This window comes from Pirellulales bacterium, assembly GCA_036499395.1.
Taxonomy (GTDB): Bacteria; Planctomycetota; Planctomycetia; order Pirellulales; family JACPPG01; genus JACPPG01.
In genome coordinates this window covers 129135-154338 of sequence record DASYDW010000010.1, presented here as the reverse complement: position 1 = coordinate 154338, position 25204 = coordinate 129135, and the positions used below count along the sequence as shown (strand labels likewise).

Genomic DNA, 25204 nt, shown 5'->3' with positions numbered 1-25204 from the left:
GCCATGATCGCCAAACTCATTCACTGGTCCGTCAACAACCCACTGATCGTGGTGCTGTTGACCGTGGCGCTAGCGGTAGCCGGCGGGTATGCGTTCAGCCGCGTCAATGTCGAGGCTTATCCTGACCCGGCCCCCGCGATCGTCGAGGTGATTGCGCAATACCACGGGCGCTCGGCCGAAGAGATGGAACGGCAGGTCACGATTCCGCTCGAAGTGGCCCTCTCCGGCATGCCCGGCTTGAAGTACATCCGCAGCAAATCGTTGTTCGGTCTGTCGTACATCAATACGCAGTTCGAATACGGCTTCGATTACAAGGCGGCCCGGCAGGAAGTCATCAACCGGATGCAGATCGCGGACCTGCCGCAAGAGGTAACGCCGCAAATCTCGCCCCGCTCGCCGATCGGCGAGATTTTGCGTTACGCGGTCGTCGGACCGAAGGACGCGCACGGCAACAGCATCTATTCGCTGAGCGACTTGCGCGCATTGCAGAACTGGACGTTAGAACGCGAGTTCCGCCGCATACCCGGCATTGCCGACGTCGTCAGCTCGGGCGGGCTGATCAAGCGCTACGAAGTCCAGCCCGACCCCGACCGTATGAAGCGGTACGGCATCACGCTGGAACAATTGCAAAACGCGATTGCCAAAAGCAACGATAACGTCAGCGGCGATTACTTGATCCAGGGGGAAACGGCAGCGGTCGTGCGCGGCTTGGGATTGATCGGTCGGGGTCGCGATCCGATGCAGCGCATCCTGACGATGAATAACGCCGAAGAGGCGGCCCGCTACCTGCGCGAGGAGGAGCAGCGTCGACTGCGGCAAATCCGCGAGATCGTGTTGGCATCGACGAATAACCTCCCCGTCCGAGTGGGGGACATCGTCGAAGGGGGACCGCTCAAGCCCGGCGAACGGGATTCGACGCAAGGCGTCGTCGTCAGCAATCAAACCCGCCTGGGCAAGGTCGCCCTCAGCCGTCCTGAGGAAGACGAGCACGGTCGAGTCCTGGACGCGCAGGGCAACACGATCTGGGACGACGAGGACGAAGTCGTGCAGGGCCTCGTCCTATTGCGAAAAGGGTCCGAGTCGTTGCCGGCGCTGGAACTGGTGCAGGCCAAAATCGACGAACTGAATACGACTCCTGGTCGATTGCCGCCGGGGGTCCGAATCGAACCATTTTACGATCGCGCGGACTTGATCAATGCCACGACCGAAACGGTCGAAGAGAATCTGATCGTCGGTATCTTGCTGGTCAGCGTGATCTTGCTAATGTTTCTCAGCAATGTCCGCAGCGCGCTGATCATCGCGTTGAATCTGCCACTCGCACTGCTGTTCGCTTTCGGAGCGTTGTACGCGCGGAACGAGTCGGCGAATCTGCTCTCGATCGGCGCTGTCGACTTCGGCATCATCGTCGACTCGACCGTTATCATGGTCGAGAATATCTATCGCGTCCTCAGCTCGGGCAAGTACGCCAATCTGCCTCTTAAAGATCGTATTGTTCGCGCGGCGCACGAGGTCGAACGGAGCTTACTCTTCTCGACCTTGATCATGGTTTGTGCTCTGCTTCCCTTGTTCACGATGAAAGGGGCCGAAGGGCAGCTCTTCCGGCCGATGGCGGAAACGTACGCCTTTGCTCTGGCGGGCGCATTGCTGTTGGCCGTCACCATCGCGCCGGTGCTGTGCTTGCTGTTGTTCAAGAACCTGAAGCCGGCCCGCGACAATTGGCTGGTTACGTTTCTTAAGCGTGGCTACCTGAAGCAACTGGAAAGGCTGTTGAACAACCGCGCCCTGGCTGTCGGCGGCTTTTCCGGATTGATCGTCCTCACGGCGCTTTTGCTGCCGAACCTGGGGCGCGAGTTTATTCCCCCGTTGGAAGAGGGGCACATCTGGATTCGCGGTATTTTCCCGGTCAGCATCTCGCTCGATCAGACCTCGGAGCAGGCACGCTTGGCACGGGCCATCCTGCGCCAGTATCCCGAGGTCAATTCAGTCGTTTGCCAATTAGGACGCCCTGATTCTGGCGTCGATCCCACAGGCTTCTACAGCGCCGAATTCTTCGTTCCGCTCAAGCCGCAGCCCGAGTGGCCCGCAGAAGTCAAACGCGAAGGCTGGCTGGCCGGCATGCGCAAACGTACCAAGCCCGAACTGGTCGCGGAAATCAGTGCCGAACTCAATGAAGCGATCCCCGGCGTGAACTGGAATTTCTCGCAAGTCATTCGCGACAACGTCTTGGAAGTCCTCTCGGGCGTGCAGGGCGAAAACTCGGTCAAGATCATCGGCAACGATCTCGACGAGCTCGAGGATATCGGCCATGAGGTGGTCTCGGCCCTCAGCGGTGTCCCGGGCGTGAAGGACGTCGGCCTGTATCGCATTCGCGGGCAGTGCAATATCGAGTTGCCCATCGATCGCCAAAAGTGCTCGCTGTGGAACATCAGCGTGGCCGACGTTCACAACGTGATTCAAACCGCGATCGGCGGCAAAACTGTCTCGCAGATGGTCGAAGGAGAAAAGTCCTTCGATATCACGATCCGCTGGCCTTTGCGGTTGCGCGAAGACGAGAGCGATATTCTCGACATCCCGGTCGATGTCACTAGTCACCAGGTGACTCTGAACACGCAGGGGGGCACGCAATCCACGCCGGTTTCGGGAGCCCAGGTCGGCATCGCGTCGAAGGGCTCGAGCACGTCGCTGCCAACACCCACGGGCAGCATCCGCGGTTCCACGTCGCTGGAATCGATGACCACGCCCCGTGAGCGGTTGGGCGATTTGATTACGCCGCTAGGCGAGACTGCCGACGATCGGCTCGATCCCGAGGGACAGTTCGTACGCCCGGGGGCTTCGACGATCGCCCGCGAAGAAGGAAGCCGGCTGGTGGCCGTGAAATTCGGTGTGCGCGGGCGCGACTTGGCCGGCGCGGTCGCTGACGCGCAGGCCAGGGTCAACCCGCTCATCCCCAAGGGCTATCGCGCCGAGTGGAGCGGTGAATTCCAGCAGATGCAAGAAGGCGAACACCGCTTGATGATCATTGCGCCGTTGTCTTTGGCGCTCGTGTTCCTCTTGCTGTACCTCGCCTTCCGGTCACTCCTCGATGCGTTGGTCGTGCTGGCGAATGTGCTGGCCCTGTCGCTCGGAGGTATTTGGGCCCTGTTTCTGACGGGTACGAATTTCAGTATCGCCGCGGCCGTCGGTTTCACGTCGATCTTCGGCGTCGCGATCATGGACGGCCTGCTGTTGGTCTCCAGCTTCAACCAGCTTCGTCACGAAGGACTGCCGCTGCGGGCAGCCATCATGCAGGGGGCCGAGCGCCGTGTGCGGCCGGTGATGATGACGGCGCTGACGGCCATTTTTGGACTGTTGCCAGCCGCCGTCTCGACGAAGATCGGCGCGCAATCGCAGAAACCATTGGCGATCGTCGTCGTCGGCAGCATGCTAGCGACGCTGCTGCTCACTCGCTATCTGATGCCCATCCTGTACAGCTTCTATGGGCATCGCGATCCGCCGGATACCGGAGGCGGTTTCTCGCACGAATAGTCGCCGCCGGGGCTACGCTGGTCCGCCCGGCCAGCGCAGGTTCACCGCGGGGTGAACTGACGGAAAAACCGGCTAATCTTGCCTCGTCGCTACCACCGATAGACTGCTTAGGAAGCGGTAGGCGCTTCCCAAACCGAAGGGTCGCAACCGGCACGTCGCGCGCTGGTAATGCGCGATCCTGCGCGATTCATGTCGCCTGTTGGCGTGGAAATCGCGCCCGGTTCGCCACCGATTGTGGGCAGTCTTCGCGGGAATATTGCGTGATTCTCAGCAGCCGTGCGCAACTTGTCAGTGCGATACGGCCGTGCGCTCCCCAGCGCTCGGTTGTGTGGTGCTGCGCATTGCTGCTGACGGTTTTCGGCGTATGTTCTCCCGCGCGGGCGCAAACGCCGCAGCCGAGACTCGCGCCTCCGCAGACATTCCAGGCCGCGCAGGGTGCTCTGGCACCGGGCGCGCACGTTGTGCGACGTTTGCCGCCGATCGAAACTCAGCAGCGTCCGAGGGACGCAGCGCCGGCTCCTTTCGCTTTTGGACCGTCCGGGGCGACGGCCGCGATACAGAATCCCCCGGTACGTAGCGCCACGCCTGCCGCTGCGCCGCCTAGCGGAGTGCCCGTCACGTATCAAGAAGAGATTCCACGTCCGGTCATGGGTGCCCTCGGCCCGCACGCGCCGTCGCTCACTGAGCGATTGCAGATTCCTGCGGAGTTGCCGGGCACCAACGTACCGCCGCTATGGTTGCCGCCGCTCGATCAACCCGAGCGCCGCTTGCAAGCCATCGATACTTTGTTCCCTGATCTTCCGCCGATGCCGCGGTTGGCGCTGCCGACAGATCCGCGTCAGCTGTATTCGCTGACGGATCTCGAACAGATGGCGATCGCCAACAATCCGCTGATCGCTCAGGCCGAGGCAAGCATCACCGTCGCGATGGGACAGGCCATTCAGGCGGGGGTCTATCCGAATCCGATCATCGGCTACGAAGCGGATACGGTCGGTTCGGCCGGTACGCGCAACTACCAAGGTGTTTTCGGCACCCAGGTCATCAAGACCGCCAACAAGCTGGGGCTGGCCCGCTCGGTGGCGAACGTTAATGTGACGAACGCGCAGCTGGCGTATCGGCGTGCGCGCATTGATCTGATGGCGCAGGTCAAATCGGCCTATTTCGCGGTCCTCGTCGCGCAAGAGAGCGTGATGATCAACGAGGCCCTGGTGCGATTTACCGGTGAGGTCTATCAGATCCAAGATGACAAACTCAAAGGGGGCGTTATTACCCCTTACGAACCGGCGCAACTGCGCAGCCTGGCCGTGCAAGCGCGCACTGCATTGGTGCAGGCGCAAATGAATTACGTCGCCGCGTGGAAATCACTGGCCGTCGTGCTGGGCATGCCAGGCATCCCGCTCGCGCGGCTCGAAGGCAGCGCCGAGATGCCGGTGCCGAAGCTCAGCTATGAAGCGGCCCTGGCACGAATGCTGAACGTGCATCCTGACTTGCAGGCCGCCCGGTTCACGCAAGGTCAGGCTCGCATCCAGCAGCGGCTCGAACGCGTTACGCCGATTCCTGATATCAACGTCTACGGCACGTTTCAGCGCGACTTTACCACTCCCAACGTGCCGCGCACGACATACAACGTGCAGTTCGGCGTCCCGTTGCCGTTGTGGGATCGCAATCGCGGTAACATCCTGTCGGCGCAGGGGAATATCATTCGCACCACCGAGGATATCCGTCGCGTCGAATACGACCTGACGGCGCAATTGGTCGATGCCTTCACGCGCTTCGAGACCAGCCGCATCTTCCTGCAATATAACCGCGAGCAAATTCTGCCCGACCTGACGCGCGCCTACCGTGGCGTGTACATCCGTTATCAGCAGGAAGGGGAAACGGCACGCGGCAAGGCGGGAGCGGTCGGCTTTGGCGACATCATCGTCGCCCAACAGAACCTTACCGGCGGCCTGGCGGCGTATGTGATCCTGTTGAACAACCAGTGGACGGCCGTGGCCGACCTGGCTCGCCTGCTGCAGGTCGAGTCGATCAGCGAATTGAATCTCGGGCTGGGCGACGCGCCCGCAGGCGCAAATCCCTCGGAGCAAGCGCCGAGGTAAACATGAACCATCTGATACTTATCTGCTGGATCGTCGCGGCAAGCCTACTGGGCCCGGGGTTGTTCTGCGCCCCTGCCTGGGGGCAAGTGCCGATCCCCGCGCCGGTCGTGAAGGGTCCGGCGCCGCCGCTGCCGAGCGCGCCGCTGCAGAACACTTCGCCACCACAGAATTTCGCTCCGCAAACCGGCTCGTCGTTGACGATGCCCGGTGCAAGCGGTGTAATGATGCCCCCGGCCGGGTCGCCACCAGGCACGCCGCCGCTGGCGGGACCGCCTGCGGATCCAAAGCCCGCCAACTGGGGTGATTACGCGCAGCCTGCGCCGCCGCCGATTGCCCCCCTGGTACTGGAATACTCGTTGGCGGCACCGCCGATGGGCATCTTCCAGCCCAATACTCCGTCGATCTACCGCGCGCCATTGGCTGATGCCGATTCGATTTTGATGCGCGACGCCACGATGAATCAGGCGATCGATCTGTGGCGCCCGGACGGCCTGGCACCGATCGGCGTGACACAGGACGCCACGCTGCGGACAGGCCAGTTCCTCTTCTCGTACCGCTTCAATTATCAGTCGTTCAACGATAACTTCGTGGGCTCGCACAAAGTGAGTGACGCCTCGGTGGCCGCCAATTATCCCTTCACTCCCACGCACCTGGAAACGAATCGTAGCTTGCTAATCGTGCAGTATGGCGTCACCGACGATCTGACGATCTTCGGCCAGTTGCCGTTCCAGCACTCGAATCTGGATTACACGCAATCTGGCGGCGCCGACTACCGCACAGGTTTCACCGAGCCGGGCGATATCACGATTTCGGGCATGTACGTTCTGTGGCGGGGCAACCGTCAACAGATCCACTCGAACTTCGGTATGAACTTCCCCGTCGGATTTCTCGATTCGCAGACCGATGTACCGTCCCCGACGCTGCCGAATCTGCCGTACGACATCCGCACGGGTTCGGGCACGTTTGATCTGTTGCCCGGCTTGACCTATCGCGGCCAAACCGACCGCTGGACCTGGGGGGCGCAGAGCATCGCCACCGCACGGATGGGGAGCAACCGGCTCGATTACCGCCTGGGCGATCGCGTCGACCTGACGGCCTGGTTCGCGCGCCGCTGGGGCGAGATGCTCAGCACATCGTTCCGCATCGACGGGCAATGGTGGGGCAACGTGCGGAATGCCGATCCGCGTTTGGATCAAGCACTCGCTCCGACCAACGACCCGAATTTGCAAGGGGGCACGCGGCTCGACCTGCTGTTTGGCGTGAATCTGTTCCTGCCGAACACGCGCTTGCCCGGGCAACGTATATCGATCGAAGCCGGCGCCCCGGCCTACCAATCGCTCAATGGCCCACAACTCGGCACTAGCTGGTTGATGACCGCCGGTTGGAATTGGATCTACTAGGCGGCTGCAGAAGCAGGCCTGTCATCGCGACGGTGTGCCGCCACGCATACCTTTGGCATTGCCGCATCGTGGGGCAATCGTGCCGGCACGCTACTCGGGCAACGGTCGGCCCTTCGTCTCCGGCGCAAATGGCAGCACGGCCAAGCCCAGCAGGAAGACGCAGCACATGACCACGCCCGCATATCGCATCGGCTCGCGCTCGTAGCCATGGGCTTTGGTGAACACTTCGCTGGTCAGCTTGGCGAGCATAAAGGGCCCCACGGCCGCGATGAATCGGCCGACGTTGTAACAGAACGATACGCCCGTGCTGCGCAGTCGCGTAGGAAACAGCTCGGGAAAATAGATCGCGTAGCCACCGAAGAGTGCCAACTGGCAGAAGCCCATCAGCGGCGTCATCCAGAACATGTCGCTCAGCCGGCCGACATACCAGAAGAAAAAGGCGGTGCTCAAAAGTGCCGCCACGAACGAAATCGCGAACGAAATGCGCCGGCCGATCCAATGGGTGACAATGCTGAAAACGTAGATGCCGAAGAAGCCGCCAATGTTCTGCATGACCGAGTTGATGCCGGTCCACAGAAACAGCTTGGCCTCGACCTCGGCGGGTGACAGTCCCTGCGATTGGAAATGTTGCGTGAACACGGACCGCACCAGGTCCGGCGCGAAGAAGCCGATTCCCCATAGCCCAACCACGCCCGAAAACGCCAGGCACAAACCAACTATCGCATTCTTGCGCCAGCGGGCGTCGCCGAATAATTGCCCGTATGACCCGAGTTGCTTAGCGGCCACACCTTCGACGGCCACGGCCTGCCAGCGTTCGGGCTCTTTCAATCGCCGGCGGATCACAAGCGCCAGTAAGGCGGGGACCGTGCCGACAACGAACATCAGCCGCCACGCGGTCAGCTTTGTGCCGAAGATCACGAGGTCTCCCAGCACGCCAGATTCCTGCAACTGGCCCAGCCCGATATTGATCAGCGCGGCTGTGATATTTCCCACGGCTGACAGCGCCTGCAACAATCCCAGCGCATAGGGGCGCGCCGTGTCGGGCATCACCTCCGCGACTAGCGCCACGCCGACGGCGAATTCTCCACCGACGCCGAGCCCTGTCAGGAAGCGATAGAAGGCAAAATCCCAGAAGCCACGTGAGAAGGCGCTCAGTCCCGTAAAGAGCGAGTAGATCAGAATCGTCAGCAGCATCGTCTTCGCGCGGCCGATTCGGTCGCCCAGCACGCCGAATGCGAGTCCGCCGCTGGCCCAGCCGATCAAGAAGATCGACGTCGCGTATCCGCCGTACTCGGCGACATCTTTTGCAAACTTCGCTTTCCGTGCCGTGGCCTGTTCGCTCGTTTCATCAGCCGGCGGATCCACGGCCAGCAGTTCTTGCATCGCGGGCTTGCGGGCCAGCGTAAACAACTGCTGGTCCATCGTGTCGAACAGCCAACCTAAGGCCGCCACGGTCAGCACAAACCAGTGATAACGGTTCAGCTCGCGATACCAGGGGGTCTTCGCAGATTGCATGAATCACTTTCCAACGCGGTAGGCGCGAGGCCAGGAAGGAGTGGGCGAGGTGGGAGCGAATGTCGCGATCTTACTGCAACACTCCGATAGTTTTCAAGGCTTGCACCACGGCCAGCACGAGGAAGAAGGTGCCAGCCAAGACCAGCGCCACGCGCATGAACCACCGTGGACGCAAGGCAGGGGGCAGCAGCAACGAATTCACGGCCAGGACATGGAAGCAACTGAAGCCCAGGGCGAAATTCAAGATGTTGCTGGCCACGATCAGCAATTGCACAGGCTTGCCCCAGGCCAGCATCGCCAAGCCGAAGACCGAGTAGCCGCTGAGGACGTAGAAATACAAGTTGCGAATTCGCTTGGTTTCCCATTGCCGCAGCCGGGCGCTCGACGTCCAGAAAACGTCGACCCAGCGCCGGACGATGCCGTCGATGGTCGAGGCCATGGTCGGCGCCAGCACCAAAAAGCCGCAGAACAGGGTCATATACCAGAAGGTGTTGCCATAGATCGGCCCCCAACTGCTGCTCGACACGTGATCGCGCACGCCGTCGGCGGTCATGCCGGCCGCGGCCCAATCGTCGGCGCGCGTTCCGCGCGCCAGGAATTGCACTGACAACATACTGGGTAGCGCTAGCCCTATAAAGCAGGCGGGCATCCACACGAACAACTGATCGCGCATTAAATGCCGGTACCAGCGCCGCCAGCGCGGCATAGACTCGGGGGTCACATCGAAGACCATGCCCACGTGCGAGAGGGAAATATTTCGCCCCCCGATGACGCTGGGAATCGCGCCGACGTGGTAGCCCATCCCCCAGCCTTGATCGCGCGTGTAATTGCTCAACGGCGTGTTCGATAATCCGCCTTGCCCGGCGATCGCGGCAAAGGCGGCCAGCAGTCCGATCGTGCCCAGGTCGATGGCCGGAAAACCATCGCCGCGCAACAGCGACAGAAAGATGTTATCGACCGAATCGGCACTGCCGCCATGCACCGGCACCGTGCCAAAGCGTAGAAAGCCTAGGCCGATTTCGCGCCATGTCGACGCCGTGGAAAAGAACAACGCGATGAACGCCAGAAACCCAAAGACCGTGACGATCTTGAACGTCATCACGGCCTTTAGCGCGTTGTAGATCTTGCCACCGAAGATCAGCGGCAACAGCGACATCAAGAAAATTGCGTACGCCAGGCCTTGCATCAAGGTCGCCTGGGTCAGCGTGACCTCTCCCCCGAAAAAGTGCAGCGTCGTCCAGGGGTCGGCCGCCACGGGTATCTGGCCCAGTATCACGGCCGCAAGGGGCACGGCCGCGTTGGCCGCCAAATAGGGAAACACGGCGCCGAAGTCCAACAGCAGGTAGGCAAACAGCCAGAACCGTGGGCCAGGCAGCGTGCGGAACTTGCCGGTGAAAATCGGCTCGCCCGAGTAGAGCGTGTAGCGGCTGATCTCGAGGTTGTAGACCACCTGGCCGAGAATGCTGAGCGTGGCCAGCCACATCAGCGCGCCGCCGTAGCGCGCGGTGACGGCCGGTCCCATCAACCACTCTCCACCACCGATCGCGGCGCCCCCCATCAACAGGCCAGGGCCGAGCATTGCGAACCAGTTGCGCCAGGTGAAATGGGGCGCATCGACCAGGGGGCCGACGTTCCAACGCGGCATATCGTGCGAGCCAGGCCACGGCGCCTGCTCGGCATGTTGTGCGTGTACCGGCTGCGCTGCGGGTGTCGTTAACGTATCCGCCATGAACGACCTCGGGAGGGACCGGCTTGCCAAGCGCGGTGGGTGGGTGTGCGAGCGCGTCCGTGCCTCACCCTGGCCGGTTCCGCGCCTGGGGTACGATGATCGCAGCAAAAGCTCCCTCAAGCAAGCTTTTGACAGAGAATCGTGCGAGCTGGTTTTGCCAAGGCGCTGGCAGCGTCGAACCGCTGCATTGGTGCGGGCCTGTCCCTGTGGGCTGGGGGCCCTGCAAACTCCCTTATCGTTACGGATGCGGGGGCGAAGTCGTGATCAGCACGTCCAGGCTTTCGTCCCCTGTGTTCTCGATGCCGTGCTCGCACCAAGGGGGCAGGTGGATAAACATGCCCGGCTCGACTTCGACGCGCTTTCCGGCCAGCGTCATCACGCCACGGCCCCGCAAAATGTAATAGCTCTCTTCGCTCTCGTGGCTGTTCGCCGGCAACACCACATGGGGCGGTACGAAGAACACGACCTGGCCGAAGTTCTGCGCGGGAGCGTCCGGATTCGAAGGATGCACGACGCGCACCCCGATTCCCTCGCAGCCGGGATATTTCACCGGACGCCCGTTCTTGACGGTCACGATATTCGGCTGCACCGGCGTGGCGGGCTTGGGGATTCGGCCACTATTGGGCGGATAACCTTGATAAAGTTTAATCTCGGCCATCATTCACCCGTGCTTCGAAAGAGGGGGTCTACCACTCGCGGTGATAACCGGCTGTCCAACCGCCGTCGACCGTCAGTACCGCACCGTTCACATAGCTCGCCTCGGGAGCGACCAGGAACAACACGGCATGCGCAATCTCTTCCGGTGTGCCGGGCCGGCCCACCGGAATATGCGAAACGAGGCTCGCCGCGCGCTCCGAATAGGCTCCGTCCGCGCCGTAGAACAGCGCGCGGGTTCCCTGCGTGAGTACCGAGCCGGGCGCGACGCAGTTAACCAGGATCCCCCGCGGCGCCAGTTCCAGCGCCATCGAGCGTGTCAGATTCACCACGCCCGCCTTGGCAGCGACGAACGCGCTCTGCAACCGTAGCGGCACCAAACCCGCGACCGAGGCGATATTCACGATCCGCCCGCCGCCGGCGGCAACCAATCGCGGAATAATCGCCTGCGAGACAACAAAGACGCCGGTCAGATCGACGCGTAGAATCTGGTCCCAATCCTCGCGGTGGTATTCGTCGAGCGGAACACGATCCTTGACCGTGTTGATGCCGGCGTTATTCACCAGGATGTCGATCCGTCCGAATTGCTGAACGACCTGCTCGGCGACGTCGCGCATCGCACGCTCATTCGAAACGTCTGCCACGAATGCTGCGGCACGACGCCCTTGCGACGATAATTCCGCGGCCGTGGCTTGCGCGGCATCGGCCGCCAGATCCACCAAGGCCACGGCGGCTCCGTTGGCCGTCAACTGTTCGACGATGGCGCGGCCAATTCCCTGGGCGCCGCCGGTGACGATCGCCACCTTACCGGCCAGATCAACTTGCATCTTGGGCTGCTCCAGCACGTGGCAGGCCGATCACTGCGACCGCTCCTGGCGATGCTTCCCCTGCACGGCCAACTCTTCGTCGATCCAGCTTTCCAATTCGTCCCAATCAACCGGCGGCAATCGGCACAGGTCCGGGCGCAAAACGCTCGCACCTTTGATGTACACGTGTACGACATCCGAGGCCGGCTTGGCCGTGTTCCAGTGCAGTAGCACGCGAATGCATTGACGCAACGAGCCGGGCACATCCAACTCGTGATTGCACAGCAGCGCCACGTCCAACCAGCCCAACTGCCGGGCCGCGAGCGCCGGAAACTCGGCATCCAGGTCGACCGTGGTTGTGAATATGGCGCTGGCCAAGTCCGCGGGCTCAATACCGTTCTGCCGGATCATCAGCGCCAGCAACTGCCGCGTTGCCTTCAGGATGTCTTCGCGCGTGTTGCCGTCGGCGGTCGTGGCGCCGCGCACTCCCCGGCATCGAACGGCTGGCGAATTCGAATCGGTCATAGATTGCGATGCGGTCTGACAAACATCGGTAGCCGTGGTCTGCGACCCCGGTCGTTGAGCAGCCTGTTAAGATCGGCCTAGACGCTCGACGTAAAAGCCTAGCAAATCGTGCGCGCTCAGGCCACGGTTGCCCGGCACGGATTGGTAAACTTGTTGCAGGCCGCCGGCTACTCTTCCGCCTCTTCCAGCCCCAACTGCACCAACCGGCGGTACAACCGAGGGCGTGTCATGCCCAGCAGACTGGCCGCCTTGGTCTTGTTCCCCTTGGCGCGGGTCATGGCGCGGCGGATCAATTCCTCTTCGATCCTCCCGAGGAATTCTTCCAGGACAATCTTTTCTTCCGCCCGGCGCGGCCGGGCCGCGGCGTCGAGCGAGTACTGAATCTTGGCTGGCAGGTCCGCCGCCATGATGCGCGGTCCCTCGGCCGTCCGATAGGCGGTGGCGATCACTTCGTCCAGCTCGTCCACGTTCCCCGGCCAGGAATAAAGTGCCAATCGATCGAGCGCCTCGGGCGCGAGCCCGGCGAGTTGCCTGGTGCCTTGCCGGTTTTGCTCCTCGACGAACATCTGCGCTAGAAGCGGCAGATCATCCCGACGTTCGGACAACGACGGAATGCGAATCTCGATGGTCGCCAGGGCACAGGCCAGATCCGCGCGAAACTTTCTCGCCTCCGCTAGCGCCGTGAGCGGCTCGCGCGAGATGGCAACAATGCGGAAAGGCGCGCCTGCTACCAGGTCGCGCGCTAGTTGCTCTTGGACGTCGTCGGCCAGATCTTCCACTTCGGACAGTAGCAGAGTCGCGTACCGGCCGGCAGCGGCGGTCGCACGCGACAACGCTCGCCAGGTGCTTTCCAAAAGGCTGACCGCCAATAGCGGACACGCGAGCGGGACCAGCGGACCGGCACCCAACGCGGCGCGACCATAATGAATGGCGCGAGCCACGTGCTGCCGCCCGCTGCCAGGCGGACCGACGATCGACACGCTGGCGGAACTGGCTGCGGCCAACTCGATCTGCTTGCGCACCTGTCGCAAGGCTGGCGAATCGCCGACTAATCGATCGGCGTGATACTGCCCCGCCAGCTTGCGACGCCATTCGGCCAACCGATGGTGAAGTTCGCGCGGTGTCGATTCGGCATTATTGGACTCGTCCTGCAGAGCGCGATCGCTTTCGACCTGGTGCGGCGAGGCAATGGCGATCACGCCGGCCAAGTCGAGTGCATCGCTGCCGAGTGGCAAGAATTCGACCTGCCGTGCGGCTACGGCGTTTTCCTCGCCGGGGGGCGAGACGACGGCCGTGGCTCGCTGACCGGTCCACACCTCGGGAGGCGGTGACAGGGCCGCCGCGATCGCGGCCGGGCCCGTTACTTCGGCGCTCGAGTGATAACGCGATTCATGTCCAACGAGTTCGCCGGCTGAACAGCCGACCCAAGCGGCACAAGCATCGTTGATAAACAGGATGCGTCGCGAGTCGTCCAACACATAGACCGGCCCGGCTGTCGCGTCGAGCAATCGAACCAGATCAGCGGCAACCGTGCGAAGTGCCATAGGCGAACGACGATACCTCGATCAATTCCTAATCATTCTGCTACCGCGAACACACGCACGCGATCTGCTTACGTCGAGCGTCTTACGGCTCGGTTCGCGTGGCGGTCAACGTCTGGTCGGGCGTGACGACCTCGACCGATACGCACCGGCCATCTACGACTTGAAATGTTAAGCGCACTTCCTCGTTGATCGACGAAGCAAACTTCAGATTTCCCTGGTACTTCAGGCGATCGACGACCAAGCGACCTGACTGCGCGTAAAGCTTCCCCTCGTCGATCGTGATTGTCCACTTGTTGCCATCAAACTCGTAAGTGCCGGCCAGCGGGCGTAGCAAGGCCTCGTCCGTTGGCAGGTCCTGGATCGGTTGTTCTTCAATTCCCAGCATAACCTTGGCGATACGACTTTCGATCCCTCCGGCCGGCGCGCCCGCCGTATTGGCCAGCACGATCACGGCCAGCCGGTCGTCCGGGTAACGGCCAATCATGGTCGAAAAGCCGTTGATGCCGCCACCGTGACTCAGCTTGCGATGCCCAGCCATGTCGGCGAGCCCCCACCCATAGCCGTACTTTTGTACCTTGCCGTCCGGCAACGTCGTGGGGCGATACATCGCCTCGTAAGACGCGGCGGAGATAAATTCTCCGGCCTCGAGCGCCTGATGCCATTTCAGCAGATCGAGGACATTCGAAACCAGTGCCCCGGCCGCGCCCGGCACGGTCATGCTGATCGGGTCGTCGTTAATCAGTTGGCCGCGTTCGCGCTTGTACGCCATGGCCCGACGAGGGATTACCGGGCGTGTGTCGCCATAGCGCGTGGCGTGCATGCCCAACGGTTTGAAGATGTGATCCGCCAGGTAGTCGCCGTATTTCTGGCCGCTCGCCTTTTCGATCACCATCCCCAGCAGGTAATAGCCGGAGTTGTTGTATTGCATCTTTTCGCCCGGAGAGAAATCGAACGGCTGCTCCTTGAACAGGGCGAGCATCTCGTCATGCGACAAATCCTGGCGCGCCGTGCGGAAGAAATTTGGTAGGCTCGTGTAGCTCTTGATTCCTGACGTGTGATTGAGCAAATGTTGGATTGTGACCTTGTGATCCTGCGCGGGATAGTCGGGCAGGAATTTCGTCAACTCGTCATCGACCGACAGCTTGCCCGCCTCGGCCAGTTGCATGATGGCCATCGAGGTGAACTGCTTGGTGATCGAGCCCAACCGATAGACGGTTTCGGCCGTGGCCGGCACGCCGTTCTCGACGTCGGCATAGCCGTAACCTCGAGCGAGCACCAGGCGGCCATCCTTCATCACGCCGACCGCGTAGGACGCGATCGTCTTGTCTAGCCCCTTCGCGACGATCGCGTCGATCTTGTCGATCGCGCCATCCGGCACGACCACGGCGCGAGCCGGCGTCGGCACAATCTCCAGCGACAAGAAAAGAATTGCGATGCAAAGCACGGTCGGGCGTCGAAGCATGGCAGATAGCTCCACAGCAGCGAGTTGATGCAAGCCCAGGGTCACTGGATTGGACCGTGACAATTCTACTACGTAGTGGCCGGTAGCTAGTAGTTAGTAGCCAGGGGGCAGTAGACGGAAGCGGCTGCAGAGTGATTTTCCAGGGAAATGAGTAGCCGCGACAAGCGAGTGTCGGCTTCTCACTCAGAACCAATGACCGATTACTAGCTAACGACTACTGGTTACTGCCCGCTCTTCTGGAGTGCTTCGCGCAGATGCGCTAGCGATGTATTGCCTCCCGAGCAGACGATGCCGATTTTCTTGCCGGCCAATTCCTGCCGCATCCGGTAAGCCGCGGCTAGCGGAGCGGCGCCGGCCCCTTCGGCCAGCGTATGGGCCCGCTCGATCATCCACACCATCGCCTGCCGAATCTCGTCATCTGAAACGAGCGTGAATTCCTGGAGCAGTTCCCAGAGGATCTTTTGCGGCAGCGCGAAGCCGGCGCCGGTTCCCAGCCCTTCGGCAAAGGTCAGATTCGGCGCTTCGGCCAGTTGGCGCTGCCGCCACGATTCGTACGCCGCGGGCGAACGCTCGGCCTGCACGCCGATCACGCGCAGTTGCGGACTCAGCTCGCGGGCGACAATTGCCGTGCCCGCGGCACCGCTGCCGCCGCCGATAGGAACGAAGATCGCCGCCAGGTCTGGCTGAGCCGTGAGCATTTCGAGCGCCTCGGTCGCCACGCCCGCGATCAATAGTGGCTCGTCCCCCGAATGCACGTATCGGTAGCCGTGCTCGCGCGTGAGCGCTTCGCAATGTGATCGCGCTTCGTCGAAGTTCGCGCCGTGGAAAATCACCTCGGCCCCCATCCCTTGCATGGCGGCGACCTTGCCGGGATTGGCGGCGCGAGGCACGACGATCCGCGCGCTCACGCCGAACAGCCTTGCCGCATAGGCGACGGATTGCCCGTGATTACCGCTCGAGACCGCGATCAGCCCGCGTCGCCGTTCGTCGTCTGACAATTGCGAGACGAGATTCACGCCACCGCGCACCTTGAACGCCCCGACCGGCTGGTAGTTCTCGTGCTTGATATAGACCGTGGCGCCGAGTAGTTCATCAAGCGCTGGATAAGAGTAGAACGGGGTCGGCGCCAGATACGGCCGTATCCGCTCTTGCGCGGCGAGCACATCTTGGAAGGTGGGCGGTTGCAGGGAAAGGACTCCTCGATCAATGAGCATGCGGACGGATACGTCTGAGTATAGCGGGGCCTTCGACGGCCTTCGCCGTTAGGGCCGTCCGTCGCCAATGCACGCGGCGCGCAACCACAAGATTGGCAAGAAGTCGATGCACGTCTCGCTCAGAGATTCCTGAGCCAAAGAGCGTCGTTGAGGTTCACTCGTGCGAGGGGACAGCGACGAATAGCCGCGCTACTCCGTGGCCGTAGCCGTCACGGCGACCTGTCCGTCTGCGGTTACGGCTGGCTTTTCGGCCACCGGGGCCGCAAACGGTACGCCCGGCAAACGGGCCGATTGTGCAGCGGCACTCGCGCCCACTTGCACCGGATTCGGTTGAATGCCAACCAGCACGACCAAACCCGCGCACAGTAGCATGGCAGCGCCAGCGCCCCAAGAGGCTTGTGCCTCCAGTTCACGCTGCGCCGGCCGGAAATACATCACCGCCACGATGCGCAGATAATAACCGGCCGAGATGGCCGCATTCAGCACGCCCACCACGGCCAGTAGCAAGAACCACTCGCGTGACATGCTCCCTTCGTGGACAGCCGGCAGGCGAATGCTCAAGGCACCAGCGAACAGGTTCAGCTTTCCCCAGAAGCCTGCCAGCGGCGGAATGCCGGTCAGGCTGAACATGAAGATGGCCATCGATAGGCCGGCCCAGGGATAGGTGCGGCCGACGCCGGCCAAATCATCGACGGTGTCGATCGGGCGCTCGTCGCGTCCCAAATAGACCAGCACGGCAAAGGCTCCTGACGTCGCCAGAGAATAGACGGCGATATAGAAGAGCATGCCACCGATGCCGTCGAAACCTGTCGCCGCGTCCGCGCCGCTGGCGGCGGCAAATGCCACGGCCAGGCCGATCAACATGTAACCGCCGTGGGCGATCGCTGAATAGGCGAGCAACCGGCGAACGTTGTCCTGCCACAATGCCACGACGTTCCCAAGCGTCATCGTGAGCAGTGCAAGCACGATGGCGATCTGCCAGGCATAGGTTTCAAAGCCTGGCATCGCCACGGCCACGATACGCACCAGCACGACCAGTCCGGCCAACTTCGGCAACACCGAAAGGACGGCCGCGTTTCCGGCGGTCGTCCCTTGATAGACATCCGGAGCGTAGAAATGAAACGGTACGGCCGTGACTTTGAAGCACAGGCCGGCAAAGATCAGCACCAGCGCCAACCGGCCAAACCACAGCATGCCCGACGTTTCGTCGATGCCGCCGATTGCCGTCTGGATTCGACTCAATTCCGTCGAGCCTGCCGCGCCGTACAAGAAGCTGAAGCCGTACAGCATGATGGCCGACGACAGAATGCTCAGATAGAAATACTTGGCCGTCGCTTCCTGTGATTCCACGCCGCGTCGTCCCAGGTAGAGCAATACGTACGTCGGAATCGAAATCAACTCCAAGCCTACGAACAACAGCACCAGCTCTTGCGCCGAAGCCACGATCATCGTTCCGGTGACGGCCAATAGCAGTGTGCCCAGATACTCTGGTACTTGCACGTCCGGCGCGAGCTGTAACGACATCAGCACGAGCACCAGGGCCACGACCAACGCCAACCAGCGAACATATTGGCTGAAAAGATCGACCTTAAGCGGCCCTGGCATGTCGACCGACAAAATCGGCTCGGCCGGATATTGCGGCGCAACGGTGTCTGGCGATTCGACCGTCTCGACCTCGGCGGCAACGGCATCACGTACCGGGTGCCCTCCGGCCCAAAACAATTGCGTATATTGCCCATACAACATCCAGCCGGACATCAACACTGCACCTAGGGCAATGCCCGACCAGATCGCGCGCCCCGGCACGAACACGCCCCCCACGTAGATCAACGTGGCGGCCATGATCAGAATCATCTCGGGCAGTAGGCAGTAGAGCGTTTCAGTCGACACGCGCTACCTCCTTCCCGCTGGTTTCGCGAGGATCGCGGGCCAGAAGCGGCTTACTCTCGTTCAAGTCTCGGCCTTCCATACGGGCGGCTATTTTGTCGGCCACCGGGTCGAGCGATTCGGCCATCGGCAGCAGGAAATGTTGCGGCACCAGGCCGATCCAGAAAACAAACACGACCAGCGGCAACAAAGCGCAAATCTCGCGACCGTTCAGGTCGTGAACTTCGTGGTGGCCGTCGCCGTGCGAAGGCTCTCGCAACGGTCCGAAGAAGACTCGCTGCACGAACCACAGCATGTACCACGCCCCCAGGATCACTCCTGACACGGCCATCACGGAAAAAATGCGTCCGGCCAGCGACCAGGCTACCGGCGCGTCGGTCCAGCCGCGCTGAAACGCACCGCTGAGTAGCAGGAATTCGCCCGAGAAGCCATTCATTCCGGGCACGCCAATGCTGGAGAACGTGAACAGCACCATGAAGAACGCCAGGATCGGCATCTTGCGCGCGATCCCGCTGTAGTCGCTGATTTCGCGGGTGTGATATCGCTCGTACAACATGCCGACCAAGGCGAACAGGCCGCCGGTCGATATGCCGTGGTTGATCATTTGCAACACGCCCCCCTGAACGCCCAGGCGGTTCAACGAGAAAACGCCCAGCATGCAAAAGCCCAAGTGGCTGACGCTGGAATAAGCGATCAAGCGTTTGAGATCGCTCTGGGCCAATGCCACGAGCGCGCCATACACAATGCCCACCGCGGACAGCCCCAACAGCCAAGGCATGCAGGCGATCGCCGCATCGGGGAGCATCGCCAGGTTGAAACGCACGAAACCGTACGAACCAACCTTCAGCAGGATGCCGGCCAACAACACACTGCCGGCCGTCGGCGCTTGCGTGTGCGCCAGCGGCAGCCAGGTGTGTACCGGGAATAGCGGCACCTTGACGGCGAAGCCCGCAAACAGGGCCAGGAATATCCACAATTGCAACGCGGGCGGGATCGGATCGGCCGCCAGCGCCGTCATCACGCCGTCGAACGAGAAGTCGAGCACCCCTTCGCTGCCATGATAGAAATTCCACAGCACGATCGACAGCAGCCCCAGAAAGGTCAGCAAACTGCCAGCCAGCGTGAACAAAAAGAACTTCGCCGCAGCGTAGCGCCGATCCTCGTGCCCCCAGATGCCGATCAGGAAAAAGAGCGGGATCAGCGTGAACTCGAAGAACACGTAGAACAAGATTACGTCGCGCGCCGCGAAGACGCCCATCATGCCGGTCGCGAGTAGAAGTAATAGTGCGTAGAACGTCGGCGCTCGATCCTCGATGGCTTCCCAACTGACCAGTACGCTGACCAGCACCAGCAAGGCGCTGAGTCCGAAGAGCCAAACACTGAGCCCGTCGAGAGCCAGGGAAAACCGCACCTCGACGCCGTAGGCATGAATCCACGGCCGATCGAACGACGGTGAACCGCGATCCACCGGGCCGGCCGCGTTGCCGCTGTCGGCAAAACTATCCGACATGTCGATCTGTGCGTTCGCCGTGGCATGGTGATGATCGACGTACGATTTCACGACGCCGGCCGCCATGAGCATTGTCACCAGACTGGTTATAAGCGCGATCGTGCGCGCCGGCCCGCGCGAGGACTCGCCGAACACCCAGATCAGGGCGATTCCTCCCAGGGGCATCAATACCGTGGCCAGCAACCAGTTCACGCGATCCTCACCCTGTCGGCCAAATGAACAATGTTCCGATCAATACCAGCGTCCCCAGCACCATCACCAGGGCGTAAAACTGCACCATGCCCGACTGCAGCGAGCGCAACACGGCGCCGCAAACGATCGGCACCTGGCCGCAAAGATTCACCAGTCCATCGATCACCCAGCGGTCGAACCAATAGCTGATCGTAGCCAGCAATCGCAGCGGCCCGACGATCAACAGGCCGTAGATGGCGTCGATGTAAAATTTTCCGGTCGAGAGTTGATATAGCTTCAGGCCGAACGGCGATTGCATCAGGCGGGTCAATTGCTCGATCTGTCGGCGGTCTCCCAAGTAGAAGAAGGCCGCGAGTCCAACGCCCGACAAAGCCACCACGGTGCTGAACAGCGCGAGCCCCAAGTGGCTAGCGTGTTCCGCTGCCCCATGCGCAACCATCGGTTGGACGCCCGCGTAAGCCAGCGACGGTGTGCTACCGAGAAAATGGGCGAACGTGTGATGCCATTCGAACACGGCTCCCACAGCGAGCGCACAAACGGCCAGCACCATCAGCGGAAAAGTCATTGCCGACGGCGACTCGTGCGCATGATGCCCAGCCTCGGGCGGGACTCGCTCGCGTCCGTAGAACGTCAGGAACAATCCGCGGAATGTGTAGAAAGCGGTCAGAAACGCGGTAAAGAGCGACGCCCAGAATAGCACGTTGTAAACGAGCGAATGCGCGCCCCGGTCGCCGACGGCGCCGATGATGGCGTCCTTACTCCAAAAGCCCGCGAACGGAAACACGCCCGAAAGGGCCAGCGCCCCGAACCAGAACGTCCAAAACGTCGTGGGCATCAGGAATCGCAAACCACTGAAGCGGCGCATGTCGATCACGCCCCCCATGGCATGCATGACGCTGCCGGCGGCCAAGAACAACAGCGCCTTGAAGAAGGCGTGCGTGAACAGGTGGAACATGCCGGCCGAGATGCCGGCCAATGTCCCGACGCCCAACCCCAAGAACATGTATCCCAGTTGGCTGATCGTGGAATAGGCGAGCACTCGCTTCAGATCGGTTTGCGTCACCGCAATCAGTGCGGCCAACAGTGCTGTGAAGCCGCCGATCACGGCCACAATCTCCTGCGACTCCGGCGCTGCGATGAACAGCGGCGTACAACGGGCGATCAAATAGACGCCGGCCGTCACCATGGTGGCAGCGTGAATCAAGGCGCTGACGGGAGTCGGGCCTTCCATCGCGTCCGGCAACCACACGTGCAGCGGAAATTGGGCACTCTTGCCGCATGCCCCGGTCAGAAGGCACAGGCAAATCGCCAGGCCGACACCTCCGCCGACGTACAGCGCTGGATCGGCCAGACGCGTTTGTCCGAGAATGCCTGCCACGGCAGCCACACCGTCCGTGGCCGGGGTATCGTGGAAGTTCAGCGTGCCGTAGGTGACCCATATCAAGAACAGTCCAATCGCGAAACCGAAGTCCCCCACGCGATTGACCAGAAACGCCTTCTTGCCGGCGGCCGCGGCGCTCGGCTTCTCGTACCAGAAGCCGACCAGCAAGTAGCTGCACACGCCGACCGCTTCCCAGAAGACATAGAGCAAGACGAAGTTGCTGACCGAAACCAGCATCGTCATCGAAAACACGAACAACGACACGTACGTGAAAAATCGCCAATAACCCCGATCGTCGTGCATGTAGCCGGCAGCGTAAATCGACACCAGCGACGAAACGAACAAGACCATCGACAGCATGATCGAAGTCAACGGGTCGGCCCGCAGAGTGACGTCGATCACGTAATTGAATTCATGGCCCGCCACGTCGGCCGGTGCGGGACCGCCGTCGACGTCGATGTCCGAGCGATGATACTCGTTGGGGATCGACGCCCAGGTCCACAGCGTGTGCCAGACTTCGACGCCGATCGCGGTCTGCTTGCCCGCCTCTTGAGCGGTATGCAGCTCGTTGACTCGCGTACGAACCTCGGCGAGTAAGAACAGGCTCAACACAAACGAAGTGACCAGAGCGAAGATGGTCGGCAAATGGGCCCGGGTACGCAGCACCGAGCGTCCCAGCGCGGCGGTGACCAGCGTCGACGCCAAAGGCATCGCCGGGATCAGCACCATCAGTGTCTTGATGTTGTCGCCTTCAAACATGACTTCGGTGTACCATTTGCTCGACAGGTTGAACGGGTTCGATTCCCGACGGCGCCAGGGCGGGCCACTGCGGCTCCTCGATTTCCGCCTCGGGCAGCTCGGTATCGACGAAGGCCGTCTGATTCGACTCGCGCAGATTCTGCCAGGCCGCGATATCCAGCCGGCCACTGCGGTAGAACAGCATCAGCACCAAGACCATCGCGATCGCGGCCTCGCACGCCGCCACGGTCAGAATGAAGATGACCAGGATCTGGCCTCCCCAATCATTGTGAAACCGGCTCCACGCCACCAGGCTGATCGACACGCCTTGCAGCATCATCTCGACGGCCAGAAACATGATGATCATGTTGCGACGCGTCAACATACCGACCAGACCGATCGAAAAGAGCATCGCCCCCACGACCAGATAGTTTTGCAATAGCTGCAGCTCACCCATGGCGCGCGCCTCCTGCCGACCGCGCGAGCGGCTTGCTTTGAATGGCAATCGAGACGGCGCCGACCAGGGCGGCCAAGAGCATCGTTCCCGCCACTTCGACCGCGATCAGGTGCCGGCTGAAAAGCTGCGTGCCGAGATGATCCATGTGTCGATCCGACAGGATCTCGTCGGTCCGTTGCGGTACTTCGCGCCCGGCGATCGGATCAACAATGCCATCGGTCAATGTGACATACTTTTCAGTCTCGTCGACCGTGAAAGACTTCGGCGCGAACGCATCGCCGATGACCATCGTCAGGATGCCGATCATCACGGCGCCGACGCAGGCCGAGACCAGCGCCTCCCAGCTCACGCGGTCGTAATAGGCATGCCCCTCTGGTTGTGCCAGCATCAGCACAAACAGGAACGTCACGAGAATCGCGCCGGCATAGACCACGATCGTGGCCACGCCTAGGAACTGCGCGCCTTGGAACAAGAACAAGCCGGATGTGCCCAAGAGCGTCATCGCGAACCAGATTGCGCAGTAGACGGGGCTTTTCAGCGTCACGGCGCACACCGCGGACATCACGGTCACGGCCGCCAGGAACCAAAAAATCACCTCGGCCGACGTCGACCCCAATCGTGGCAGACGGGACGCGAACAGCCCCAAGCTCGCAAGCGCGAGCAGAATGCCGAGCTTTCGGCCCCAGCCCTCGCCGCGCGGGAGCAAGAGCCACAGCCCCACGGCCGCCAGCAGCGTCGCCACTAACATTACGGATTGCGTCTGTGTCACAGCGTCCCTCCCACGGCGGCCGATTGCATCGGCTCGGTATCCTTGGTCTGGTCGAAGACGCTCAACAGCTTTTCTTTGTCGAAGATCATTTCCTCGCGGCTGCGGCCGGTCAGGTCGAACAAGCTGGTGAGCTCGATCGCGTCCACGGGGCAGGCCTCTTCGCACATGCCGCAATAAATGCAGCGGAGCTCGTCAATTGTGAAGCTTTCGGGATACTTCTCGCGATCGGGCCACGGACTGGGCGAGGCGACGATATCAATGCAATGCGCCGGGCAGGCCGTGGCGCACAAAAAGCAGGCCACGCACTTCACGCGGCCTTGCGCATCCTTGTTCAAGCGATGCACGCCGCGATAGATCAGTGGATTGCGAATCTTGGGCTTCACTTCTGGGAAGCTGACTGTGACTTTCGGCGAAAACAAGTGGCGCGTGGTGGTCGTCAGTCCCTGCAAGAACAGCGGCAAGTACATCTTGCCCGCCAGTCCGAGCTGCGGCTCTTCGACCCACTTCACGGCAGGATCATTTGGTTTCATCGCGAGGTTCCTCGCTGGGACGTGCGGCGAGCGTGCATCATATTCGGTCCACCGCCTCGAACCGTGGGCGATTGTCAGTCGATAGGGGGGCCACGATCCCCGCGATCAGCCACGCCAGGATCGCTAGCGCCCACAGCACAGCCACGAGAGCCGTGCGACTGCCCCCAAGCGCGGCCAGCACCTGCGGTTCGTACTCGGCCACCACCGCCACGATCACCAGATTGACCATGCCCAATGGCAACATCACCTTCCAGGCGAGCGACATCAATTGATCAAAGCGGAAACGCGGCCAGCTCCAGCGCACCAGCATAAAAAACAGAATGACGCCCATCACCTTCGACAACAACACAATCACGCGCAACAGGGCCGTAACCCAGGTCACGGGATCCTCAGCACTGCCTGTGATTCCCCACAGGTGCCAGCCGCCGAAGAACAGGATCGTAATCAAGAAGGACGCCGTCACCATGTGCAGGAATTCGGCGATCAAATATAGAAGCAAACGCAAGCCTGAATACTCGGTGTGATAGCCGCCGATCAATTCCTGTTCTGCCTCGGGCAGGTCGAATGGCAGCCGCGCACTTTCCGCGAACGAAGCGATCACGAACACGAGAAAACCGAGCGGCTGCATGACGATGTTCCACGTGCCGCTCGTGGCTTGCTGATCGATGATATCTTCCAACCGCAATGACCCAGCAGCCAGGACCACGCCCAGGATGCCCAGCCCCAGCGGCAACTCGTAAGCGATCAACTGGGCACTTGAGCGCAAACCGCCCAGGAAGCTGTATTTGTTATTGCTTGCCCACGCGCCCAGGATCACGCCGTAGACGGCCACACTCCCCATGGCGAAGACGAAGATCATGCCTACATCGATCTGCGGCGCCAGGATCAATTGCAAGGTGATCGGCTCGCCCCCCACGTTGAACGTGGGCAACATGCTGCCGAACGGGATCACGGCAAACGGCAGGATTGCCGCCACCAGGATCGAAATCGGCGCGAGCGTGTACAGGAACTTGTCGACATGCGCCGGCGTGTATTCTTCCTTGAAGATGAATTTCAAACCGTCGGCCAACGGCTGGCCAAGGCCGAACATCTTGATCTTGGTCAATGGAATACCGACGCGATTCGGCCCGATACGATCCTGCACCCAGGCCGCGATCCAGCGTTCCAACAGCACCAGATAGGCTGCCGCCGTCAACAGCCCAAACAAGATCAAGGCGATCTTGCCGAGCATGATCACGAATATTATGAGGTCGGCGTGGGACATTTG

General features: G+C 61.5%; 18 protein-coding genes. 3 read left to right on the top strand and 15 right to left on the bottom strand.

Features of this window, described 5'->3' with window-relative positions:
- Positions 1 to 3: 3 nt before the first annotated feature.
- From VGN12_01965 to VGN12_01955, 3 genes are all read left to right on the top strand, one after another.
- The gene (locus VGN12_01965) at positions 4 to 3525 is read left to right on the top strand and encodes an efflux RND transporter permease subunit (GenBank protein ID HEY4308191.1); all 3522 of its coding nucleotides are present in this window, start codon (positions 4 to 6) and stop codon (positions 3523 to 3525) included.
- A 260-nt stretch (positions 3526 to 3785) separates the two neighbouring features.
- Entirely contained in the window at positions 3786 to 5624 is a 1839-nt protein-coding gene (locus VGN12_01960; protein HEY4308190.1) for a TolC family protein, read from the top strand.
- Positions 5625 to 5626: 2 nt separating this feature from the next.
- Complete coding sequence (locus VGN12_01955) at positions 5627 to 7024, top strand: hypothetical protein (GenBank protein ID HEY4308189.1); 1398 nt, start codon at positions 5627 to 5629, stop codon at positions 7022 to 7024.
- A gap of 90 nt (positions 7025 to 7114) precedes the next feature.
- On the opposite strand, the gene VGN12_01950 is transcribed toward VGN12_01955, so the two are convergent.
- From VGN12_01950 to nuoH, 15 genes are all read right to left on the bottom strand, one after another.
- The gene (locus VGN12_01950) at positions 7115 to 8539 is read right to left on the bottom strand and encodes an MFS transporter (GenBank protein HEY4308188.1); all 1425 of its coding nucleotides are present in this window, start codon (positions 8537 to 8539) and stop codon (positions 7115 to 7117) included.
- Positions 8540 to 8609: 70 nt separating this feature from the next.
- Complete coding sequence (locus tag VGN12_01945) at positions 8610 to 10268, bottom strand: Nramp family divalent metal transporter (GenBank protein HEY4308187.1); 1659 nt, start codon at positions 10266 to 10268, stop codon at positions 8610 to 8612.
- 238 nt (positions 10269 to 10506) lie between these two features.
- Positions 10507 to 10929, bottom strand: a complete 423-nt coding sequence (locus tag VGN12_01940) for a cupin domain-containing protein (GenBank protein ID HEY4308186.1) — start codon at positions 10927 to 10929, stop codon at positions 10507 to 10509.
- A 25-nt stretch (positions 10930 to 10954) separates the two neighbouring features.
- Positions 10955 to 11749, bottom strand: a complete 795-nt coding sequence (locus VGN12_01935) for a 3-oxoacyl-ACP reductase family protein (GenBank protein HEY4308185.1) — start codon at positions 11747 to 11749, stop codon at positions 10955 to 10957.
- Positions 11750 to 11779: 30 nt separating this feature from the next.
- A complete protein-coding gene (gene aroH / locus VGN12_01930) occupies positions 11780 to 12253 on the bottom strand; it encodes a chorismate mutase (protein ID HEY4308184.1) in 474 nt (157 codons plus the stop codon).
- Between the two features lie 167 nt (positions 12254 to 12420).
- Positions 12421 to 13797 (bottom strand): sigma 54-interacting transcriptional regulator, encoded by a 1377-nt coding sequence (locus VGN12_01925; protein HEY4308183.1) that lies wholly within the window; start codon positions 13795 to 13797, stop codon positions 12421 to 12423.
- A gap of 82 nt (positions 13798 to 13879) precedes the next feature.
- Positions 13880 to 15259: a serine hydrolase domain-containing protein gene (locus VGN12_01920; protein ID HEY4308182.1), complete on the bottom strand. Its 1380-nt coding sequence runs from the start codon at positions 15257 to 15259 to the stop codon at positions 13880 to 13882.
- Positions 15260 to 15480: 221 nt separating this feature from the next.
- Positions 15481 to 16473, bottom strand: a complete 993-nt coding sequence (locus VGN12_01915; protein ID HEY4308181.1) for a threonine/serine dehydratase — start codon at positions 16471 to 16473, stop codon at positions 15481 to 15483.
- A 189-nt stretch (positions 16474 to 16662) separates the two neighbouring features.
- Positions 16663 to 18363 (bottom strand): NADH-quinone oxidoreductase subunit N, encoded by a 1701-nt coding sequence (locus tag VGN12_01910; GenBank protein HEY4308180.1) that lies wholly within the window; start codon positions 18361 to 18363, stop codon positions 16663 to 16665.
- Positions 18353 to 20062, bottom strand: coding sequence for an NADH-quinone oxidoreductase subunit M (locus tag VGN12_01905; GenBank protein HEY4308179.1), 1710 nt, complete (start codon positions 20060 to 20062; stop codon positions 18353 to 18355). The genes VGN12_01910 and VGN12_01905 overlap by 11 nt, the downstream gene beginning before the upstream one ends.
- A gap of 7 nt (positions 20063 to 20069) precedes the next feature.
- A complete protein-coding gene (nuoL, locus tag VGN12_01900; GenBank protein HEY4308178.1) occupies positions 20070 to 22202 on the bottom strand; it encodes an NADH-quinone oxidoreductase subunit L in 2133 nt (710 codons plus the stop codon).
- A complete protein-coding gene (nuoK, locus tag VGN12_01895) occupies positions 22195 to 22638 on the bottom strand; it encodes an NADH-quinone oxidoreductase subunit NuoK (protein HEY4308177.1) in 444 nt (147 codons plus the stop codon). The genes nuoL and nuoK overlap by 8 nt, the downstream gene beginning before the upstream one ends.
- On the bottom strand, positions 22631 to 23407 hold the full coding sequence (locus VGN12_01890; protein ID HEY4308176.1) for an NADH-quinone oxidoreductase subunit J: 777 nt from the start codon (positions 23405 to 23407) through the stop codon (positions 22631 to 22633). Before VGN12_01890 ends, nuoK begins: the two co-directional genes overlap by 8 nt.
- Positions 23404 to 23937: an NADH-quinone oxidoreductase subunit I gene (locus VGN12_01885; GenBank protein HEY4308175.1), complete on the bottom strand. Its 534-nt coding sequence runs from the start codon at positions 23935 to 23937 to the stop codon at positions 23404 to 23406. Before VGN12_01885 ends, VGN12_01890 begins: the two co-directional genes overlap by 4 nt.
- A gap of 37 nt (positions 23938 to 23974) precedes the next feature.
- On the bottom strand, positions 23975 to 25201 hold the full coding sequence (nuoH, locus tag VGN12_01880) for an NADH-quinone oxidoreductase subunit NuoH (protein HEY4308174.1): 1227 nt from the start codon (positions 25199 to 25201) through the stop codon (positions 23975 to 23977).
- Positions 25202 to 25204 lie beyond the last annotated feature (3 nt).

Excerpts from the sequence above, each read along its gene's own strand:
- VGN12_01965 (HEY4308191.1), top strand. The coding sequence starts at position 4 with ATGATCGCCAAACTCATTCACTGGTCCGTCAACAACCCACTGATCGTG.
- VGN12_01955 (HEY4308189.1), top strand. The coding sequence starts at position 5,627 with ATGAACCATCTGATACTTATCTGCTGGATCGTCGCGGCAAGCCTACTG.
- VGN12_01950 (HEY4308188.1), bottom strand. The coding sequence starts at position 8,539 with ATGCAATCTGCGAAGACCCCCTGGTATCGCGAGCTGAACCGTTATCAC.
- VGN12_01945 (HEY4308187.1), bottom strand. The coding sequence starts at position 10,268 with ATGGCGGATACGTTAACGACACCCGCAGCGCAGCCGGTACACGCACAA.
- VGN12_01940 (HEY4308186.1), bottom strand. The coding sequence starts at position 10,929 with ATGATGGCCGAGATTAAACTTTATCAAGGTTATCCGCCCAATAGTGGC.
- VGN12_01935 (HEY4308185.1), bottom strand. The coding sequence starts at position 11,749 with ATGCAAGTTGATCTGGCCGGTAAGGTGGCGATCGTCACCGGCGGCGCC.
- aroH (HEY4308184.1), bottom strand. The coding sequence starts at position 12,253 with ATGACCGATTCGAATTCGCCAGCCGTTCGATGCCGGGGAGTGCGCGGC.
- VGN12_01925 (HEY4308183.1), bottom strand. The coding sequence starts at position 13,797 with ATGGCACTTCGCACGGTTGCCGCTGATCTGGTTCGATTGCTCGACGCG.
- VGN12_01920 (HEY4308182.1), bottom strand. The coding sequence starts at position 15,259 with ATGCTTCGACGCCCGACCGTGCTTTGCATCGCAATTCTTTTCTTGTCG.
- VGN12_01915 (HEY4308181.1), bottom strand. The coding sequence starts at position 16,473 with ATGCTCATTGATCGAGGAGTCCTTTCCCTGCAACCGCCCACCTTCCAA.
- nuoL (HEY4308178.1), bottom strand. The coding sequence starts at position 22,202 with ATGTTTGAAGGCGACAACATCAAGACACTGATGGTGCTGATCCCGGCG.
- nuoK (HEY4308177.1), bottom strand. The coding sequence starts at position 22,638 with ATGGGTGAGCTGCAGCTATTGCAAAACTATCTGGTCGTGGGGGCGATG.
- VGN12_01885 (HEY4308175.1), bottom strand. The coding sequence starts at position 23,937 with ATGAAACCAAATGATCCTGCCGTGAAGTGGGTCGAAGAGCCGCAGCTC.
- nuoH (HEY4308174.1), bottom strand. The coding sequence starts at position 25,201 with ATGTCCCACGCCGACCTCATAATATTCGTGATCATGCTCGGCAAGATC.